We start from the raw sequence: 13,080 nt of genomic DNA, 5'->3' as shown, positions 1-13,080 counted from the left end.
CGAAGGCCACGCATGCGCTATCCACTGCCCTATGGCTTTGCCCGCAGCAGCCAGCTGCTGATCGAGGATGACGGCCAGGAGCCCGTGCTCTGGCATGGTCCGCAGCCCGACTGGTCGGCCATCTCCGAAGTGCAGCGCAAGCATGCAGTGCAACGCTGGCAGTTGCTGGACAGCGGCGCGCTGGCCCACCGCATCAGCGCGGCCTATGCGCAAAGCGACTCCAGCGCGGCCATGGTGGTCAGCGAGGTCGAGTCCGATGCCGATCTGACGCGCATGATGCAGGAGCTGCCTGCCGTGGAGGACTTGCTGGAAACCGCCGACGACGCCCCCATCATCCGCATGCTCAACGCCCTGCTCACGCAGGCGGCGCGCGACGGTGCCTCGGACATCCACATCGAGCCCTACGAGCGCCATTCCAGCGTGCGCTTTCGCGTGGACGGCGATCTGCGTGAGGTGGTGCAACCCAACCGCGCCCTGCATGCTGCCCTGATCAGCCGCCTGAAGATCATGGCCGACCTGGACATTGCTGAGAAACGCCTGCCGCAGGACGGCCGCATCAGCCTGCGCCTGGGTACGCGAGCCATTGACGTGCGCGTCTCCACCCTGCCCAGCGCCCACGGCGAGCGCGCCGTGCTGCGTCTGCTGGACAAGAGCGAGAGCAAGCTCAGCCTGGAAGCCGTGGGCATGGGCGGCGAGACGCTCAGACGCTTCACCCATCTGACGGCGCAGCCGCACGGCATCGTGCTGGTCACCGGCCCCACGGGCTCGGGCAAGACCACCACGCTGTATGCCGCGCTGCAGCGCATGGACTCCAGCCACAGCAACATCATGACGGTGGAAGATCCCATCGAATATGAGCTGGCCGGCGTGGGCCAGACCCAGGTCAACGCCAAGATCGAGCTGACCTTTGCCAAGGCCTTGCGCGCTTTGCTGCGCCAGGACCCGGACGTGATCATGATCGGCGAAATCCGCGACTTCGAAACCGCGCAGATCGCCATCCAGGCTTCGCTCACCGGCCACCTGGTGCTGGCCACGCTGCACACCAACGACGCACCCAGCGCCGTCACCCGTCTGATCGACATGGGGGTTGAGCCCTTTTTGCTGTCCTCCTCGCTGCTGGGAGTGCTGGCACAGCGCCTGGTGCGCAAGGTCGACCCAAGCGAGCCCAGCGGCTACCGGGGCCGCACCGGCATCTTCGAGCTGCTGGCGGTGGACGATGCCATTCGCGCCCAGATCCATCGCGGCGCCAGCGAGGCAGAGATTCGCGAGACCGCCATGGCCGCCGGCATGCAGCTCATGCGCGAGGATGGCGAACGCCTGGTGCGCGAAGGCGTCACCACGCAAGCCGAAGTCATGCGCGTCACGCGGGACTGAGCGCCCCCCGCGACTCACTTGCGCCAGCGCAGTGACGCAGCAAGGCAGGGCCGCGAGCAGCAACCGCACGCAATCGGCCCGCCGCCTGGCGGGCTCTTCACGCATGGCCTCGGTCAGCACCGGTCATTGAGCCTTTGCCAGAATCATCGGCATGCTTGAAAACCTTCGCACTTCCGTCCAGCCCTATGGCGGCGATCTGTTTCTGCTGCTGATCGCCCTGGCCATTGTCAGCCTTGCCGTGCTGTTCAACCTCAAAGGCCGTTTCCCCGTGGATCAGCTACGCCGCGTGATCCGCATGGCGGCGCTGGTGGCCTTGCTGGGCTCGGTATTCGCCATGCAGGCCGGCAGCACCTATTACGCCATGGCCGCCGTGTTGCTGGCCTGGGGCGTGCTGGTCGGCATTATTCTTGGACGTGAGCTCGGCCGCAAGCGCTGATTCAAAAAAGCGCTGAAAGCCATCAAAACCATATGGATCAATCGCCATGAAATCCCTGAACAACGTCAAGCTGTCCATGCTGGACCTGGTCGCCGTGCGCGAAGGCGCAACGGTGGCCAATGCACTGCAGATTGCCGTGCGCACCGCGCAGCAGGCCGAGAAGCTGGGCTTCACCCGCTACTGGCTGGCCGAGCACCACAATATGCCGGGCATTGCGAGTTCGGCAACGGCCGTGCTGATCGGCCACATCGCAGGTGCCACGCAGAAGATTCGTGTGGGCTCGGGCGGCATCATGCTGCCCAACCATGCACCGCTGGTGGTGGCCGAGGCCTTCGGCACGCTGGCCGAGCTCTACCCGGGCCGCATCGACCTGGGCCTGGGCCGCGCGCCGGGCACCGACGCAGCGACCATGCGCGCCCTGCGCCGCGACCGCGTGGAGACCGAGGAGGACTTCCCGCGCGACGTACAGGAGCTGCAGCGTCTGCTGGGCGATCACCAGGATGGAGCCCGCATCATCGCCATGCCGGGCGCGGGCACGCATGTCCCGATCTGGCTGCTGGGCTCCAGTCTGTTCTCGGCCCAGCTGGCTGCACACATGGGCCTGCCCTATGCCTTTGCCTCGCACTTTGCGCCGCGCATGCTGCACCAGGCCCTGGCCCTGTACCGCCAGATGTTCAAGCCCAGCGCCACACTGGCCAAGCCTTACGCGATTGTCGGCGTGCCCGTGATTGCAGCCCCCAGCGATGAAGAGGCCCGCTTTCTGGCCAGCAGCACCTATCAGCGCGTGCTCGGCATCCTGACCGGCAACCGCACCCGGCTCATGCCGCCCATAGCGGACTTCTGGGAGCAGCTCGATGGGCGCGCCCAGGCGGCGATTGCCGATTTTCTGGCCGTGGGCGTCATCGGCGGCCCCGATACCGTGCGCCAGGGCCTGCAAAAGCTGGCCGATGAGACCCAGGCCGATGAATTCATGATCGTCAGCGATGTCTATGACGCCGAGCTGCGCCTGCGCAGCCTGGAGATCACGGCTGGCGCAATGAACTGCGCCTGATCGCTTCCCTGGCAGCGCCCTCCTCTCTCGCTGTGCGGCAGGAGGAAGCTCAGGGATAGCGGCAGACCGGCGTCCCGGCGTCCCGGTATGGGAGCATGCCAAACTCCTGCGTCGTTCACCTCTCGGATTTCACCCATGAGCCGCTCCGCCCGTCTGCTGCAATTGCTGGATATGCTGCGCCGCGCCCGTCTGCCGCAGACCGGGCCCGAGCTGGCCCAGGCGCTGGGCGTCAGCCTGCGCACGCTGTACCGCGACATCGCCACCTTGCGCACTCAGGGCGCCGACATTCTGGGCGACCCCGGCATAGGCTTCGAGATGCGGCCCGGCTTTTTGCTGCCGCCCCTGATGTTCAACGCCGACGAACTGGAGGCGCTGTTGCTGGGCGCGCGCTGGGCCAGCCTGCAGGCCGATCCGCAATTGGCCCAGGCCGCCACCGCCGCCATGGACCGCATACGCTCGGCACTGCCGCTGGAGCTGCGCATCGCCGTCGACACCAGCGGTCTGCTGGTTCCCAATATGCAGACAGACCCGCCGGCCGAGCCCTGGCAGGCCGCGCTGCGCCGCGCCATCCGCGCCGAACACAAGGTCGTGCTGCACTACCGGGACCAGCATGGCGTGCCAAGCCAGCGCCGGGTCTGGCCGTTTGCCATGGCCTACTTCGAGCGCTCCCGCGTGGTATCGGCCTGGTGCGAGCTGCGCCAGGCCTTTCGTCACTTTCGCGCTGACCGTGTGGATGCCCTGGAGGATCTGGGCGAACGCTATCCACAAAGGCGCCAGGCGCTGATACAGCGCTGGCTGGACGAAACCGGCTACACGCTGGATTGAACGGTGCTGCTGACAGAAACTGTCAGCCCCCGCTCCTACATTGGCTGCATGGCGTTTTTGCCATGTCACAACAGCCCGCCAAGGAGAACCGCAATGTCCACACCTCACCAGCCCAAGCTGCGCTTTTTCAGCAACCCCAGATCACGCGCCCGCATGGTGCGCTGGATGCTGGAGGAATGCGGTGCCGACTATGAAACCGTTGAGCTGGAATTCGGACCCGAGATGAAGTCGCCCGAGTACCTGTCCATCAACCCCATGGGCAAGGTCCCGGCGCTGCAGCATGGCGATGCCGTGGTCACCGAGACCGGAGCCATCCTCGCCTATCTGGCCGATCTTTTCCCCGAGAAACGACTGGCCCCGGCGATGGGCAGCCCGGAGCGCGCCAGCTACTTTCGCTGGCTGTTCTTTGTCGCTGGGCCGGTGGAGGCCGTCACAACCGCCCGCAACGAAGGCTGGCTGCAATCGCAAACTCATCAGCAGGCCATGAGCGCGGGCTTTGGCCGCTTTGACGATGTGCTGAACACATTGCTGCATGCGGTGGCCGGCAAACGCTATGTCTGCGGCGACCACTTCACGGCCGCCGATCTGTATCTGGCCAGCTATATCGGCTGGAGCATGATGGACGGCAGCTTGCCCAGGCGGCCCGAATTCGAGGCCTATGCCACGCCGCTGCTGCAGCGCGCAGCCTCGGTGCGCGCCGACGAGATCGACGGCGATATGCAAGCCGCCGCCATGGCACCAGTCGTTTAAGGTTTTGGCCCGTAGCGCCTGCCAGTCAGGCGCAGGGCCATCAACACCTGGAGCAAGCCGCTGCCAACCACTCAGCGCGCCAAGTAACCGCCGTCGACCGGGTAATAAGCGCCCGTCACAAACGACGCGCGGTCACTGGCCAGCCAGGCCACCAGCTCGGCGATCTCCTCGGGCTGGCCCAGGCGTCCCATGGGGTGGGCCGCCACCAGCGCCGCATGCGTGCTCGGGTCCTGCTCCAGACCGCTGATCATGGGAGTGTGGATAAAGCCCGGCCCCACGGCATTGACCCGCACGCCTCTGGCCGAATATTCGAGCGCTGCCGCCTTGGTCAGGCCCAGCACGCCATGCTTGGCGGCCGTGTAGGCCGCAGAGTTGGCAAAGCCCACGGCACCGAGGATGGACGCCATATTGATGATGGAGCCGCCGCCGCCCTGCAGCATGGCGGCGATCTGGTATTTGCAGGCATAGAACACGCCAGAGAGATTGACGCGCAGCACCTGCTCCCAGGCATCCAGTGGATAGTCGGCCGTGGGCGCACTGACACCGCCGATGCCGGCGTTGTTGCAGGCCACATCCAGACGGCCGAAGTGGCGCATGGTCAAGGCCACCAGCGCTTCATGATCCGCCGCGCTGCCGGCGTCGGCGCGCAGATACAGTGCCTCGGCACCCAGCTCGCGCACCAGGGCTGCGGTCTCCTGGCCCTGCTCCTCGTTGAGGTCCGCCAGCACCACCCGCGCGCCTTCCCGGGCCCATGTCAGAGCGACACAGCGGCCTATGCCGGACGCAGCCCCCGTCACCAATGCAACCTTGTCCTTGAGCATCGAAACCTCCCGTTCTTGAATTGGCAGACCATTGTGCCGACCTCGCCCGCGACCGTCATGACCTGCCTCAAGTCTGCGGCGTGCTCTCCAATGCCGATGTGCTGACATCATTAGTCGCTACCATCCCAAGAACGTAAACATGTTCTAACCCGTCACCCGTCAGATCGATTCGCGCATGCCCGCCTTTACCTTTGAAGCCCTGGATGCCCAGGGCCAGACCCGCAAGGGCACCCTGGAAGCCGACAACGCCCGTGCCGCGCGCAGCCAGCTGCGCAGTCAGGCCCTGGTGCCGCTGCAGGTCGAACCCGTCGCCGCAGGCCAGGGCCGGGGCCGGACAGGCGCATCCGGATGGCTCACGCGCCCGGCCTTCAACTCCACGAGTCTGGCAGTCTGGACCCGCCAGCTCTCGGGGCTGGTCAGCTCCGGCCTGCCCATAGAGCGCGCGCTGGCCGCGCTGGCCGAGGAAGCCGAGGACGAACGCCAGCATCAACTGGTCGCCGCGCTGAGGGCAGAAGTCAATGCCGGCTCCAGCTTTGCCAGGGCGCTCGAGCAGCATCCACGCGAGTTTTCCGACATCTTCTGCGCCGTGATCGGTGCCGGCGAATCCAGCGGCAGCCTGGGCCCGGTGCTGGAGAACCTGGCCGACGACCTGGAGGCGCGTCAGGCACTGCAGTCCAAGCTCATCGGCGCCTCGCTGTATCCGGCCATCGTGACGCTGGTGGCCATCGTCATCGTGACCTTTCTGGTCAGCTATGTCGTGCCGCAGGTCGCCGGCGTATTTGCCGGCACCAAGCGTGCGCTGCCGTTTCTCACCGTGGTCATGCTCGGCATCAGCAGCTTTGTGCGCAGCTATGGCTGGTTCATGCTGGCCGTGCTGCTGCTGGCTGCCGCGGGTTTTCGGCTGGCGCTCAAGAACGAGGCGTTTCGCGAGCGCTTCGATGCCCAGTGGCTGCATCTGCCACTCATAGGCCGGCTCTCGCGCAGCTATAACGCGGCGCGCTTTGCCGGTACCCTGGCCATGCTGGCCGGCGCGGGCGTGCCCATTCTCAAGGCCTTGCAGGCCGCCGCCGAGACGCTGAACAACCGCGCCCTGCGCGCCGATGCCATGGATGCGCTGGTGCTGGTGCGCGAAGGCGCGCCACTGGCCTCGGCCCTGGCACAGAAGAAGCGCTTTCCGGGCCTGCTCGCCATGTTCGCCCGACTGGGCGAGCAGACGGGCCAGCTGCCGCTGATGCTGCAGCGTGCCGCCACCCAGCTGTCCACCGAAGTCCAGCGTCGTGCCATGCACCTGGCCACGATTTTGGAGCCCCTGCTCATCGTCGTCATGGGGCTGGTGGTCATGCTCATCGTGCTGGCCGTGCTCATGCCCATCATCCAGCTCAACCAGTTCGTCAAATAGGCCGGCCGCGCCCGTAGCGTTGCGGAAGCGCCCACTCCAGCTTGGCGCAATTCTTGCTTTCTTTTAGTGCATTGCGGGTTTTTCCCGCAATTTCGCACCAATAAATAGCAAATTTCAGCTGGAGCGTTTTCATGCAAGCACTAAAACAGGGCGCAGATGCCCTGTTCATTTTGATGGGCGCCGTCATGGTCCTGGCCATGCACGCCGGTTTCGCCTTTCTGGAGCTGGGCACCGTGCGCCGCAAGAACCAGGTCAATGCCCTGGTCAAGATCCTGGTCGACTTCTCGGTCTCCACCGTGGTCTATTTCGCGCTCGGCTATGGCGTGGCCTACGGCACGCACTTTTTCGTGGGCGCCGAGCAGCTGGCGGCACTCAACGGCTATGGCCTGGTCAAGTTCTTCTTTCTGCTGACCTTCGCCGCCGCCATTCCCGCCATCATCTCGGGCGGCATTGCCGAACGCGCCAAGTTCTGGCCCCAGCTGATCGCCACGGCCGTGATCGTGGGCCTGATCTACCCCTTCTTCGAGGGCATTGTCTGGAACCAGCATTTCGGCGTGCAGGCCTGGATCAAGGCGCTGACCGGCTCCGAATTCCACGACTTTGCCGGCAGCGTGGTGGTCCACGCCGTCGGCGGCTGGATCGCCCTGGGCGCCGTGCTGCTGCTGGGCCCGCGCCGCAACCGCTACCGCCAGGGCGGAGCGATTGCCGCCACACCGCCCTCCAGCATTCCCTTCCTGGCGCTGGGCGCCTGGATTTTGATCGTGGGCTGGTTCGGCTTCAATGTGATGAGTGCCCAGAATCTGGACAAGATCTCCGGCCTGGTCGCCGTGAACTCGCTGATGGCCATGGTGGGCGGCACGCTGGCCGCCCTGGCTGTGGGCAAAAACGACCCGGGGTTTGTGCACAACGGCCCGCTGGCCGGCCTGGTCGCCGTCTGCGCGGGCTCGGATCTGATGCACCCTCTGGGGGCGCTGGTCGTGGGGGCTGCCGCCGGTGCCATCTTTGTATTCATGTTCACGCTGACGCAGAACAAATGGAAGATCGACGATGTGCTGGGCGTGTGGCCGCTGCACGGTCTGTGCGGCGCCTGGGGCGGCATTGCGGCCGGCATCTTCGGCACGCAGGCGCTGGGCGGGCTTGGCGGCGTGCACCCTCTGGCCCAGCTCATAGGCACGCTGATGGGCGTGGCCTGGGCCGCGCTGGGCGGCCTGCTGGTCTACGGCCTGCTCAAGAAAACCGTGGGGCTGCGCCTGAGCCAGGAGCAGGAGTTCGACGGCGCAGACCTGTCCATACACCACATCAGTGCCACGCCCGAGCGCGAAGCCAACTGGTGAGGGCGTGGCGGGCTGCGTATCATCAGAGCTTGTCTGCACATCCGCTTAAAGCCGTACCGCCATGGCCATGACCCTGAACGACAAGCTCGTCGTCGCCATCTCCTCGCGAGCCCTTTTCGATTTCGAGGAGGAAAACCGCCTCTTCGAGGACAGCGACCCGGCGAGCTATCTGCGCCTGCAGCGCGAGCGGCTGGACGTGCCTGCCGCGCCCGGTGTGGCCTTCTCGCTGGTCAAGAAGCTGCTGGCCTTCAACACCGAAGGACAGCAGCATGTGGAGGTGGTGCTGCTCTCGCGCAACGACCCCGTCAGCGGCATGCGCGTCTTCCGCTCGGCCAAGGCCCATGGCCTGCACTCCATACAGCGCGGCGTATTCACCCAGGGGCGCGACCCATTCGGCTATCTGCGCCCGCTGGGGGCCCAGCTTTTTCTGTCGGCGAATGCCGAGGACGTGACCCAGGCACTGCAGCTGGGCTACCCGGCAGCCCATGTGTTCACCGACTCCATGCGCGCCAGCAGCAGCCATCCGCGCGAAGTGCGCATCGCTTTCGACGGCGATGCCGTGCTGTTTTCCGACGAGGCCGAGCGCATCTTCCAGACCCAGGGCCTGGAGGCTTTCCAGCAGCATGAGCTGGAAAAGGCCGCCCAGCCGCTGCCCGAAGGCCCGTTCAAGCCCCTGCTGGCCGCCCTGCACCGGCTGCAGCAGGCCGATGTGGCGGACATGCGCGTGCGCACGGCCCTGGTCACGGCGCGCAGCGCCCCGGCCCATGAGCGCGCGCTCAATACGCTGATGGACTGGAAGATCGATGTCGATGAGGCCATGTTCCTTGGCGGACTGGCCAAGGGCGGGTTTCTGCGCGAGTTCGAGCCCGACTTCTTCTTCGACGACCAGACCGGCCATGTACGCAATGCGGCCGGACATGTTCCCTCTGGCCATGTGCGCAGCGGCATTGCCCATGACAAGGCGGCGCTGCCTACGTAAAGCTTGGCAAAGTCCGGCAAGCGAATGCAAAACTTTGAAAGTGCGGCGGGCAGAAGGTTGAGAATGCCGTCATGGCCCTCATCTGTACTGCTATGTCAAAAGCCAAGAACCACCCCATCGTCGCGCGCAGCAGCTCGGTCATGAAGACCGCCATGGGCGTGCTGCTGACCAGCGCCGTGCTGCTGCTGCCCACGGTGCGCGCCGAGGAACCCTCGGGCGACAAGATGGGGGAGAGGCAGGGAACCCAGCTGTCCAAGGGCGAGATCAAGGCCCAGCAGCAGTTCAAGATGCTGGACTTCAATCAGGATGGCAAGCTCAGCCGCAAGGAAGTGGCCATCATCCCGAAGCTGGCCGCCGCCTTTGACGAAACCGACACCAACAAGGACGGCTTCGTCACCTATGAGGAAGTGCGCGCCTTTGCCGTCAAATACCGTGCAGAGCGTGAAAAGGCCAAGGCCGCCGAAGCCGTGGCGACTGCGCCGGCCAAGGATGACGCTCACAAATCAGAAGCTAACAGCGCTGACCCTGAAAGAAAATAAGGCATAAAAATAGCTGAATCGCTTGAATATCAAGCGCAATCAGCTATCAAAATCGAAGCGAACGCCTTACTTGGCGTTGCCGCTGCGCTTGACCCGTGGCTCGGAATAAGTCAGCGGCTCATTGCGCGCGTGCTGCTTGCTCTGCAGCAGATCTTCCGACTTGCTGGTTTCCTGCGCCTGCTCCACCGCCTGGGCGCTGGCGCGCCACATGGACTGGATGAACTCGATCAGCTGCTTGGAGATGGGCTCCTTGGGCGGCTCCTCCACCTCTTCTTTTTGCTTGATCTCCTCGGCCAGCGTCCAGTCGCGGTTCTCGGTATCGGGAGCCGATGGCTTCTCGGGTTCGCGTACCGTGCGGCCCTCGCCGATCTTGTCAACCGACTCAGAGGCATTCACCGCATTCACGGGACGCACCGGCGCGGCGCCAGAGGCGCCTGTGGAGTACAAATCCGCACCCTGGGTACGCCAGGGCGTCTGTGTCCGGTCTAGAGGTGGAATTTGCATGGCTTGGCCCTCGGCAGTAAAAAGGTGCAGGCGAAAAATCAGCTATCTCGCCCTGTTATCGGCCACGCTTGAGAAAACTGTAGGATTATTTTCAATCCTATTTTGATAGCTATTAGCCTATATATATCAAGCGCCGTTGCGCAATTTGATACAAAAAAGGGCCTCGCATTCGTGCGAGACCCTCGAAAACGTTGCCCTGCGCGGCTTACAGAAAGCGCTCCAGCAGCTTGCGCGAATGCCTGTCCAGCTTGCTGCTGTCGGGAATCCGGTACTGCACGCCATCCTGGCCCGTGATCTGCAGCCGGGTGCGACCGGCCAGCTTGCGGATGTCTTCCTCGGCCTTGAGCACCATCTGCGTCGGGCCGCGATCCGTCTGCAGGTCCCAGGTGCTGGGGGTGGAAAAACTGGAGACATTGAGGATGCGCTCGATGGTCGGCACAAACTCGCGCACAGCCAGGTCCTGCTCGATCAGCTGGCGATGCTCGGGCTGCAGGTCGGCCATGCGGGCCACCCACAGCGCTTCCTTGCCATCGGCCGCAATCAGCGACAGCCCTTCGGTGGGAGCCGCGATGGGGAATGCGCGCACGGGAACCACCGCTTCGTAGACCAGGCCGTTGCCCAGGGTCAGCACCAGACGGCCATGGGCATTGCGCACCAGTTGCATGCCGTTCAGATTGGATTGGGGAGCTTCGATCATTGGGGTTCCTTGGTCTGCAGCTTCAGGCCGGCCGCTTGCGCATCCTCTTCGGCACGGCGCGCCTGCGCGTCGTACAGACGGAAGTAATGGCCCTTGAGGTCCATCAGCTCGTCGTGCGGGCCCACTTCGACGATCTCGCCACGATCCATGACCACCAGACGGTCGGCCTTGCGCAAGGTGGACAGACGGTGGGCAATGGCGATCGTGGTGCGCCCCTGGACCAGATTGTCCAGTGCCTTCTGGATTTCCTTTTCGGTCTCGGTATCCACCGCCGAAGTGGCTTCGTCGAGGATCAGGATGCGCGGATCGATCAGCAGCGCACGCGCGATAGAGATGCGCTGGCGCTCGCCGCCCGAAAGGCCCTGGCCGCGCTCGCCGACCAGGGAGTCATAGCCATGAGGCAGGCGCAGGATGAACTCGTGGGCATGGGCGGCACGTGCTGCGGCCACGATTTCCTCGCGCGTGGCGTCGGGCTTGCCGTAGGCGATGTTCTCGGCGATCGTGCCGAAGAACAAAAAGGGCTCCTGCAGCACCAGGCCGATATTGCTGCGGTAGTCGGACACGGACATGCGGCGCACGTCCACGCCGTCGAGCTGGATGGAGCCCTCGGAGACGTCGTAGAACCGGCAGATCAGATTGACCAGGGTGCTCTTGCCCGAGCCGCTGTGGCCGACCAGTCCGATCATCTCGCCGGGCTTGATCTGCAGGTTCAGATGCTTGATGACGGCGCGGCTGCCGTAGCGAAAGCCCACATCCTCCATGGTGATGGCGCCCTTGGCCTTGCCGGGCAGCTTCACGGGGTTGCTGGGCTCGGGCACATTGCTGACATGGTCGAGGATGTCGAAGATGCGCTTGGCACCGGCCGCCGCCTTCTGCGTGACCGAGACAATGCGGCTCATCGAATCCAGGCGGGTATAGAAGCGGCCAATATAGGCGATGAAGGCCGTCAGCACACCGACAGTGATGGAGCCGCCGGCCACCAGATAGATGCCGAAGCCCCAGACCACCAGAATGCCGACCTCGGTCAGCAGCGTCACCGTGGGAGTGAACAGCGACCAGGTCTTGTTGACCTTGTCGTTGGCCTGCAGATTGATCAGGTTGGCGTCGGCAAAGCGGTCGGCTTCACGCTTTTCCTGGGCGAAGGCCTTGACCACGCGGATGCCGGGAATGGTGTCGGCCAGCACATTGGTCACCTCGGACCAGACGCGGTCTATCTTCTCGAAGCCCGTGCGCAGACGGTCGCGCACGGTATGGATCATCCAGGCGATGAAGGGCAGCGGCACCAGTGTGACCAGCGCCAGCCAGGGGTTGATGGAGAACAGGATGGCCGATGTCATCACGATCATCAGCACATCGGTTGCAAAATCTAGTGCGTTGAGCGACAGAAACAGATTGATGCGATCGGTTTCAGCACCGATACGCGCCATCAGATCCCCCGTGCGCTTGCTGCCGTAGTAATCCACCGACAGATTCAGCAAGTGGTTGTAAGTGGTGGTGCGCAGATTGGAGCCGATGCGCTCGGACACCTTGGCCAGCACGAAAGTACGCCCCCAGCCCAATGCCCAGGCCAGCAGCGCCGACAGCAGCAGCATGCCCAGATAGAAGAAAACGAGATCCTGGTCGATTTTTTCACCGTTCTGGAACGGAATCAGTATCTTGTCCATCAGCGGGATGGTCAGATAAGGTGCCACCAGCTGGGCCGCCGTGGTGGCCAGGGTCAGCAAGAAGCCCAGCAGCAGCTGGCCCTGATAGGGTTTGGCAAAACGCCACAGGCGCAGCAGCACCCAGGTCGAGGTCTGGGGCGCCTGCTGGCGTGCGCAGGCCGGGCATTCTTCGGTATCGGGCGGCAGCACCGAGTGGCAGACCGGGCAATGCGCCACATTCTCTTCGTTGACCGCGCTGTAGGCCTCCTGACGGGCGATGCGCTCGCGCTGGCGGTCGAACTGCTGCATCAGCTGCAGCATGGCAGTCTGGTGCTTCAGGGTGATGAGCCAGTGCGCCAACCGCTCGCGAGGGTCATGCAGCTCCAGATTGCCCACACCGCCATGATCCTGCAGGCGCAGGCTTTGATCTACCGCCAGGGCCCATTCACGCCACTGCCGGGTCTTGGGATCGCAGGCCAGCAGACGCTCCTGCGTCAGGGCCAGCAGGCCGCTGCCGAACTGCAAATCCGCACTCAGGTCAACCGGGACGACGGCTAATACGTTTTCATGTTCAGCGAGTCTGACTCGCAGCTCGCCCCCCAGGGGGCCGGCAAAGACTGCCGAGGCGTCCACAGTATGGTGATGTTGCATGTTGAGTTATTTTTCTCCGCCGATGGCGGCTCCAAGAGTCATGCGGGCAACCGCATCGGCATGGTAAATATGGCTGC

The 13,080-nt window shown here is 64.4% G+C and carries 13 protein-coding genes; 9 read left to right on the top strand and 4 right to left on the bottom strand.

The window, feature by feature from the left end; all coding sequences use genetic code 11:
• Positions 1–12 precede the first annotated feature (12 nt).
• The 5 genes from AC1RTQ_RS05300 to AC1RTQ_RS05280 all read left to right on the top strand — a co-directional run bounded on the left by AC1RTQ_RS05300 (position 13) and on the right by AC1RTQ_RS05280 (position 4,436).
• A complete protein-coding gene (locus AC1RTQ_RS05300) occupies positions 13–1,374 on the top strand; it encodes a GspE/PulE family protein (protein ID WP_302092290.1) in 1,362 nt (453 codons plus the stop codon).
• Between the two features lie 151 nt (positions 1,375–1,525).
• Complete coding sequence (locus AC1RTQ_RS05295; protein ID WP_302092291.1) at positions 1,526–1,810, top strand: hypothetical protein; 285 nt, start codon at positions 1,526–1,528, stop codon at positions 1,808–1,810.
• 46 nt (positions 1,811–1,856) lie between these two features.
• Positions 1,857–2,861, top strand: a complete 1,005-nt coding sequence (locus AC1RTQ_RS05290) for an LLM class flavin-dependent oxidoreductase (protein ID WP_409813716.1) — start codon at positions 1,857–1,859, stop codon at positions 2,859–2,861.
• Positions 2,862–2,996: 135 nt separating this feature from the next.
• Positions 2,997–3,686 (top strand): helix-turn-helix transcriptional regulator, encoded by a 690-nt coding sequence (locus AC1RTQ_RS05285; RefSeq protein ID WP_492874616.1) that lies wholly within the window; start codon positions 2,997–2,999, stop codon positions 3,684–3,686.
• Between the two features lie 93 nt (positions 3,687–3,779).
• Positions 3,780–4,436: a glutathione S-transferase family protein gene (locus tag AC1RTQ_RS05280; RefSeq protein WP_492874615.1), complete on the top strand. Its 657-nt coding sequence runs from the start codon at positions 3,780–3,782 to the stop codon at positions 4,434–4,436.
• Between the two features lie 71 nt (positions 4,437–4,507).
• On the opposite strand, the gene AC1RTQ_RS05275 is transcribed toward AC1RTQ_RS05280, so the two are convergent.
• Complete coding sequence (locus AC1RTQ_RS05275; RefSeq protein ID WP_302092295.1) at positions 4,508–5,257, bottom strand: SDR family NAD(P)-dependent oxidoreductase; 750 nt, start codon at positions 5,255–5,257, stop codon at positions 4,508–4,510.
• A 175-nt stretch (positions 5,258–5,432) separates the two neighbouring features.
• Between AC1RTQ_RS05275 and gspF the strand changes: the two genes are divergently transcribed.
• From gspF to AC1RTQ_RS05255, 4 genes are all read left to right on the top strand, one after another.
• Positions 5,433–6,656 carry a type II secretion system inner membrane protein GspF gene (gene gspF, locus AC1RTQ_RS05270; RefSeq protein ID WP_492874614.1) on the top strand — a complete coding sequence of 408 codons (1,224 nt, stop codon included), beginning with the start codon at positions 5,433–5,435 and terminating at the stop codon, positions 6,654–6,656.
• Between the two features lie 131 nt (positions 6,657–6,787).
• Entirely contained in the window at positions 6,788–7,990 is a 1,203-nt protein-coding gene (locus AC1RTQ_RS05265; RefSeq protein ID WP_302092297.1) for an ammonium transporter, read from the top strand.
• Between the two features lie 61 nt (positions 7,991–8,051).
• Positions 8,052–8,969: a 5'-nucleotidase gene (locus tag AC1RTQ_RS05260; RefSeq protein ID WP_492874613.1), complete on the top strand. Its 918-nt coding sequence runs from the start codon at positions 8,052–8,054 to the stop codon at positions 8,967–8,969.
• A 71-nt stretch (positions 8,970–9,040) separates the two neighbouring features.
• The gene (locus tag AC1RTQ_RS05255) at positions 9,041–9,508 is read left to right on the top strand and encodes an EF-hand domain-containing protein (protein ID WP_492874612.1); all 468 of its coding nucleotides are present in this window, start codon (positions 9,041–9,043) and stop codon (positions 9,506–9,508) included.
• 66 nt (positions 9,509–9,574) lie between these two features.
• On the opposite strand, the gene AC1RTQ_RS05250 is transcribed toward AC1RTQ_RS05255, so the two are convergent.
• The 3 genes from AC1RTQ_RS05250 to AC1RTQ_RS05240 all read right to left on the bottom strand — a co-directional run bounded on the left by AC1RTQ_RS05250 (position 9,575) and on the right by AC1RTQ_RS05240 (position 13,003).
• Complete coding sequence (locus AC1RTQ_RS05250; protein WP_492874611.1) at positions 9,575–10,012, bottom strand: hypothetical protein; 438 nt, start codon at positions 10,010–10,012, stop codon at positions 9,575–9,577.
• A 205-nt stretch (positions 10,013–10,217) separates the two neighbouring features.
• Positions 10,218–10,709: a cyanophycin metabolism-associated DUF1854 family protein gene (locus AC1RTQ_RS05245; RefSeq protein WP_302092316.1), complete on the bottom strand. Its 492-nt coding sequence runs from the start codon at positions 10,707–10,709 to the stop codon at positions 10,218–10,220.
• Positions 10,706–13,003 (bottom strand): cyanophycin metabolism-associated ABC transporter, encoded by a 2,298-nt coding sequence (locus tag AC1RTQ_RS05240; protein ID WP_492874610.1) that lies wholly within the window; start codon positions 13,001–13,003, stop codon positions 10,706–10,708. The genes AC1RTQ_RS05245 and AC1RTQ_RS05240 overlap by 4 nt, the downstream gene beginning before the upstream one ends.
• Positions 13,004–13,080 lie beyond the last annotated feature (77 nt).

It is taken from the genome of Comamonas sp. GW821-FHT11H03 (assembly GCF_058807955.1).
The sequence above is the reverse complement of the archived record's forward strand: the minus strand, read 5'-3'. Positions and strand labels throughout refer to the sequence as shown.